This window comes from Citrifermentans bemidjiense Bem, assembly GCF_000020725.1.
Classification (GTDB): Bacteria; Desulfobacterota; Desulfuromonadia; order Geobacterales; family Geobacteraceae; genus Geomonas; species Geomonas bemidjiensis.
Genome location: NC_011146.1, coordinates 3,898,544 through 3,905,000, shown reverse-complemented (window position 1 = coordinate 3,905,000; position 6,457 = coordinate 3,898,544). Strand labels below are relative to the sequence as shown.

Genomic DNA, 6,457 nt, shown 5'->3' with positions numbered 1-6,457 from the left:
GAAACCGTATGCCTACAAGCAGTGGGAGCACTATGGAGCAATCCAGTGTGACCGCGTGCCTTTTGCATAATGAGTCAGCGAGTTACCCTCAGCAGCGAGGTTAAGTTCATAGAACGGAGCCGCAGCGAAAGCGAGTCTTAATAGGGCGAATTAGTTGCTGGGGGTAGACCCGAAACCGGGTGATCTATCCATGTCCAGGGTGAAAGGAAGGTAACACTTCGTGGAGGCCCGAACCCACTGGCGTTGAAAAGCCAGGGGATGAGGTGTGGATAGGAGTGAAAGGCTAATCAAACTCGGAGATAGCTGGTTCTCCCCGAAATATATTTAGGTATAGCCTCGCAAAGTAAGTAACGGGGGTAGAGCACTGGATGGGCTAGGGGTCTTACCGGATTACCAAACCTAACCAAACTCCGAATACCGTTAACTGTTATTGCGGGAGTCAGACTGCGGGTGATAAGATCCGCGGTCGAAAGGGAAAGAGCCCAGACCGCCAGCTAAGGTCCCAAAATCTACGCTAAGTGGAAAACGATGTGGAAATGCCCAGACAACCAGGAGGTTGGCTTAGAAGCAGCCACCCTTTAAAGAAAGCGTAATAGCTCACTGGTCGAGTGGGTCTGCGCGGAAAATGTAACGGGGCTAAGCGTAGTACCGAAGCTGCGGATTGGATCCTTAAGGATCCAGTGGTAGGGGAGCATTGTGTAAGCCTGCGAAGGTCGACCGTGAGGACGGCTGGAGGTATCACAAGAGATTATGCTGACATGAGTAGCGAAAAACAAGGTGAGAAACCTTGTCACCGAAAACCCAAGGTTTCCTACGTAAAGGTAATCTGCGTAGGGTTAGTCGGTCCCTAAGGCGAGGCCGAAAGGCGTAGTTGATGGGAAACGGGTTAATATTCCCGTACCACCTGTTGTTGCGATGGGGGGACGGAGTAGGGTAGACGATCCAGGCGCTGGTAGTCCTGGTTTAAGGTCGTAGGCGGGAGAAGGAGGCAAATCCCTTTCTCCATTCAACGCTGAGAGCTGATGACGAGGGGGTATCCCCATAAAGTCGTTGATCCCATGCTTCCAAGAAAAGCCTCTAAGCTTCAGACAGCAGGTGACCGTACCGTAAACCGACTCAGGTGGGTGAGGATAAATGTCCTAAGGTGCTTGAGAGAACACTGGTTAAGGAACTCGGCAAAATGATACCGTAACTTCGGGAGAAGGTATGCCCTTTTGGGTGAAGAGACTTGCTCTCTTAGCTTGGGAGGGTCGCAGAGAAATGGCGGTAGCGACTGTTTACTAAAAACATAGGACTCTGCAAAGTCGCAAGACGACGTATAGGGTCTGACGCCTGCCCGGTGCCGGAAGGTTAAGGGGATTTGTTAGCCGCAAGGTGAAGCTTTGAACCGAAGCCCCGGTAAACGGCGGCCGTAACTATAACGGTCCTAAGGTGGCGAAATTCCTTGTCGGGTAAGTTCCGACCTGCACGAATGGCGTAACGATTTCCGCGCTGTCTCAACCAGTGGCTCAGCGAAATTGAATTCTCGGTGAAGATGCCGAGTACCCGCAGAAAGACGGAAAGACCCCGTGCACCTTTACTACAGTTTGACAGTGACATTCGAATAAGCTTGTGTAGGATAGGTGGGAGACTTTGAAGCTGGGACGCTAGTCTCGGTGGAGTCATCCTTGAAATACCACCCTGGTTTGTTTGGATGTCTAACCCAGGTCCGTCATCCGGATCGGGGACACTGTCTGATGGGTAGTTTGACTGGGGCGGTCGCCTCCCAAAGAGTAACGGAGGCGCGCGAAGGTTCCCTCAGGCTGATTGGAAACCAGCCGTAGAGTGTAAAGGCATAAGGGAGCTTGACTGCGAGACCAACAAGTCGAGCAGGTACGAAAGTAGGTCTTAGTGATCCGGCGGTTCTGTATGGAAGGGCCGTCGCTCAACGGATAAAAGGTACGCCGGGGATAACAGGCTGATCTCCCCCAAGAGTTCACATCGACGGGGAGGTTTGGCACCTCGATGTCGGCTCATCGCATCCTGGGGCTGAAGTAGGTCCCAAGGGTTTGGCTGTTCGCCAATTAAAGCGGTACGCGAGCTGGGTTTAAAACGTCGTGAGACAGTTTGGTCCCTATCTTCTGTGGGCGTAGGATACTTGAGAAGAGTTGACCTTAGTACGAGAGGACCGGGTTGAACGTACCTCTGGTGTTCCAGTTGTTCCGCCAGGAGCAGTCGCTGGGTAGCTATGTACGGAAAGGATAACCGCTGAAAGCATCTAAGCGGGAAGCCTCCTTCAAGATTAGGTATCCCTGGGAGCAATCCCCTAAAGGCCCGTTGTAGACCACAACGTTGATAGGCCGGGTGTGTAAGTGCAGTAATGCATTCAGCTTACCGGTACTAATCGGCCGTGAGGCTTGACCATGAAAAATTCTTAGAGAGGGGGGTGGGTCTCCCACCCCCCGATCATAAACTGCTAGCAACCAAAACCTACAAATCACGAAGATGCAATTGTGGAGAAATATATTGCTAGAGCCGTAAAGGTTCGAGCTAAGAGTTTCTCTGTGGCTATGCCGAGAGGGTCACACCCGTTCCCATCCCGAACACGGAAGTTAAGCCTCTCTGGGCCGATGGTACTGCACTGGTAACGGTGTGGGAGAGTAGGTCGCCGCAGGGAATTTAATAGAAAAGCCCCGTCAGAATTTCCTGACGGGGCTTTTTCGCGTCTGCTGCTCCCCAGCCGCTAACAGTCCTCTTCCTCCCGTTACTTCTGTCTGCGTTTTTCGAACCATACCAGTAACGACCGACTAGCACTACATATTGGATTGACACAATTTCATATTTAATGTACTCATAGGCATATTTATATGTATTGAGGCAATCAATCTATGTTTTTCCGAAAGTATCTTTCTTCACTGCGCAGTACGTATATCTTCATGGTCTGCTTCGGGCTTCTGATGGGAGTCGTTTTCCCTTTCTATTCCTGGCTGTTCTTTGGCGGTAACGCATTCGCGCCGCTGTACGTCTTTGGCTGCATCGCCGCGGGTTTCATCGTTGGCAGTTTTTGCTACCAGATCATAAAGGAAGCGCTGAGGGTATACGTCGAGCATCAGCTGCAAACACTTTATAAAATTACCAACGATGCGTCCGCAAAGGTCGATCTCGGCAAGGGAGACGAGCTAAAGCGACTGATGGAGTGTAACGAGGCACTGATGAACAGGGTGCTGGTAATGGTGGAAAACGTGTCATGCCTCGCTGCCGACATATCGGACAGACAGGGGCGCCTTACTTCCGACTTCAGCAGGACCGTGGACAACAACGTCCAGCAAGCCGCCAAAGAGAAAGAGACGATCAGAGCCATCGATGACATGAACGCCTTCTTTAAGGACCTGCTTCGGGAAATCAGAGACATCGCCTCCCGGACCGATGAACGCGCTTCCATTTCAACTCAAATGAGTGCAGCCACGGACGCCATTGCCCTCAGCATCCAGGAGTATTCCGCATCGGTCATGGAAACTTCAGGTTCGATCGAAGAAATGGCGGCAAGCATCAAAGGTACTTCCGCAAACATAGAGGCTCTCACTACATCGACAGAGCAGACCTTTAACTCAATCAATGGGATTGGCGACTCCATTGTGGGTATTCGTGACAGCGCCCGTCGCACTTCTGACTGCTCGGACAAGGTTCGTGTCCAGGCCGTTGAAGGCATGGCTGCCATGGCTGCTACCATTGCGGCAATGGGTGAGATTGAGGACCATAGCGACCGATCCGTGAATGCGATCAAACGGCTCTCCTCTCATTCATTGCGGGTGGGCGAGTTCCTTGATGTGATTAAGGAAGTCGTCTCACAGACGAACCTTCTGTCCTTAAATGCATCTATCATCGCAGCTCAGGCTGGCGACCGTGGCAAGGCGTTCGCGGTGGTAGCCGAGGAAGTGCGCGGTCTTGCACAGAGAACCTCTGCTTCGACTGAGGAAATCGAAGAACTGGTCCTCAACATTCAGAAAGAGACAGTGGCGGCGGAATCAGCGGCGCGATTGGGCAAGGAAAAAGTAGCCGAAGGTGTCAAGGTATCGGAAAAGGCCGATGCAGCTTTGCACAGGATAGAAGAAAGTGCGGCGGAGGCTTCGAGAATGGTGCAGCAGATTGCCGCGGCCACCGATGAGCAGGCGTCCGGAAGCAGGTTGATTACCGAGGAGGCCGAGAAGAACCTTTCGCGCGTGAAGCAGTTCAGTCGCGCCATTCAAGAGGAGGAGGCCGGCGCCCAGCTCATCGTTCGCAGCCTGGACCGGATGCGTGGCTTGTCTGAGAAGATTACCCTCTCTACCGACGAGCAGGCACGCGGCAACCGGCTCTATCTGATGAGCGTGCAGGACGACAATGACAAGGTCAAAAGGTTGAAAGAGACTTGCATGGAACAGATTGCCATAGGCGAGATGCTGCGCAATGAAGTAGCAGAGGTCGACCAACTCATAGAGGGCACCGCTGAAGAAGCCAAGCAAATGCTTGGAGAAATCGAGACGATCAACAACCTGATAAACGACATGCATCGTGAAATGGAGAGCTTCAGGAAGTTGTAATCCTCGCACCTGTTCCCAATCGATTTGGACGCCCCGTCAGACATCTCTGGCGGGGCTTTTTCGTCTGCTTCTGGCAGGGACAATGGGGCGTACTGTGTCTTGCAATACGGCTCGACTACTTCCCCGTGTGCCTTGACAAAGAAGCCGGTTCTTGTAGATTATTGAGTGTTAATAATCTAACCAGCCAGTCTCAATTCCCACTCTTTTTAGATTCCAGCCAAAATCAGCTATCTTGCAACAAGGCACAGTAGTCATTGTCGTGAGTGGAGGCGTTATGAATGCCAGGCGCCGAAATAGCGCAGCAAGCTGGCTTGCTGGGACAGTGTTGATCCTGTTGTCGCATATGCCTGTAACGGTAAGCGCAGCTACTGGCGATGTGGCTGATGCTGTAACAAAAATTGGCGGCATGGAGGGGAACTCCTTGTTTCTTTGGCGCGAACCTCAGTTCAAGTCTGAAATTCAGCTGGCACAGTTGTTAGGAGCGGATGCGTCGGAACCAAAAGGACAATTGAAGCCGGTGCTGTCCTGGGAAACGGGGGAGGGCAAAAGCTATCTTATTCCCGCGCTGGAGGTTCCTGGGTTCATCGTGCTGCTGAATGGATTCGATCGTCTGATCCTCAATGACAGCGAGAAGGATGGCAAAAAAGTTTATTCCACCAACTTCTCCACTATCTGGGATCACCTGCACCGACAGAACTGGAACTTCGACCAGGACTCTTTCAAGGTGAACCAGTTCGGCCACCCTTACGAGGGAGCCACAATGTACGGGCTGGCGCGCTCATCCGGCCTTAACTTCTGGCAATCGCTTGTGTACAGCAACGTTGGAAGCTTTCTGTGGGAGATGGCCGGGGAAACATCGCGCCCGTCGATCAACGACCAGATCACTACCGGCAACGCAGGGAGCCTTCTGGGGGAGGCGCTATTCCGCATGGCCGGGCTGGTGCTGGAGGATGCCGGTCCCAACCCGCCGCTGGGACATAAGCTTGCCGCGGCAGTCATATCGCCTTCGACGGCTTTCAACCGCATCGCTTTTGGAGACAGGTTCAAGGAGGTCTATCCCAATCACCAGCCGGCGACGCTCTGGCGCTGCATGGTTGGGGCGAGCGCCAACGTGCACTCACACAACCTCAGCCCCCTGGTTCGTCCATCGAGCCGGGACGGCAACGCCATTGCCGAGTTCGCCATGTCCTATGGTCTGCCGGGTAAACCCGGGTACACCTACAACCGTCCGCTTGATTACTTCGACTTCCAAATCTCCACTCGGGCAAGAACTCACAACCTGGTCGAGTCGCTTACTATCAGGGGGCTGCTCAAGGGGACCGATTACCACGTAGGTGATGACTACCGCGGAATCTGGGGCCTCTATGGAAGCTACGACTATATTTCGCCGTACCTGTTCCGCGTCTCCACCACTGCGTTGTCTCTGGGCACGACAGGGCAATATTGGGCCGCTCCAGGTATTGCCGTCCAAGGGACGGTGATGGGCGGAGTAGGCTTCGGAGCAACCGGCGTTGAGACGGACGTCGCCGAGGAAAGGGGATATCACTTTGGCGCCACTCCGCAGGTGCTGCTCGCGTTGAGCGTACTGTTTGGAGACAAAACGATCCTCGATGTCACCAGTCGAGGGTATTATGTGAGCGCGCTTGGGCCTGACAGATCAAAGGGGTCCGAGTTCGTATTCAGTGGGGACGCGGCATTAACGGTAAGAATATATGGTCACCATGCCATAGGCTTGCACTATTCGGAGTCGATCCGTGATACAAACTATGTTAATATTCCCGAGAAGTATCGGTCCGAAGGTACAGTCAGTCTTGTCTACACCTTCCTTAGTGACATTAATCTTGGCGCGGTTGAGTGGCGGGATGCCTCTCAGCGCTGACATAGAGTCTTCCACATCA

General features: G+C 53.1%; 2 protein-coding genes and 2 rRNA genes (1 of these 4 only partly in view). All 4 read left to right on the top strand.

Going from position 1 to position 6,457, the window contains the following annotated elements; translation table 11 throughout:
• Positions 1-2,404, top strand: a 23S ribosomal RNA gene (locus tag GBEM_RS16935); it begins 554 nt to the left of the window's first position.
• 135 nt (positions 2,405-2,539) lie between these two features.
• Positions 2,540-2,656, top strand: a 5S ribosomal RNA gene (rrf, locus tag GBEM_RS16930).
• A gap of 211 nt (positions 2,657-2,867) precedes the next feature.
• Positions 2,868-4,559, top strand: coding sequence for a methyl-accepting chemotaxis protein (locus GBEM_RS16925; protein WP_012531819.1), 1,692 nt, complete (start codon positions 2,868-2,870; stop codon positions 4,557-4,559).
• A gap of 274 nt (positions 4,560-4,833) precedes the next feature.
• On the top strand, positions 4,834-6,438 hold the full coding sequence (locus tag GBEM_RS16920) for a DUF3943 domain-containing protein (RefSeq protein WP_012531818.1): 1,605 nt from the start codon (positions 4,834-4,836) through the stop codon (positions 6,436-6,438).
• Positions 6,439-6,457: the final 19 nt, after the last annotated feature.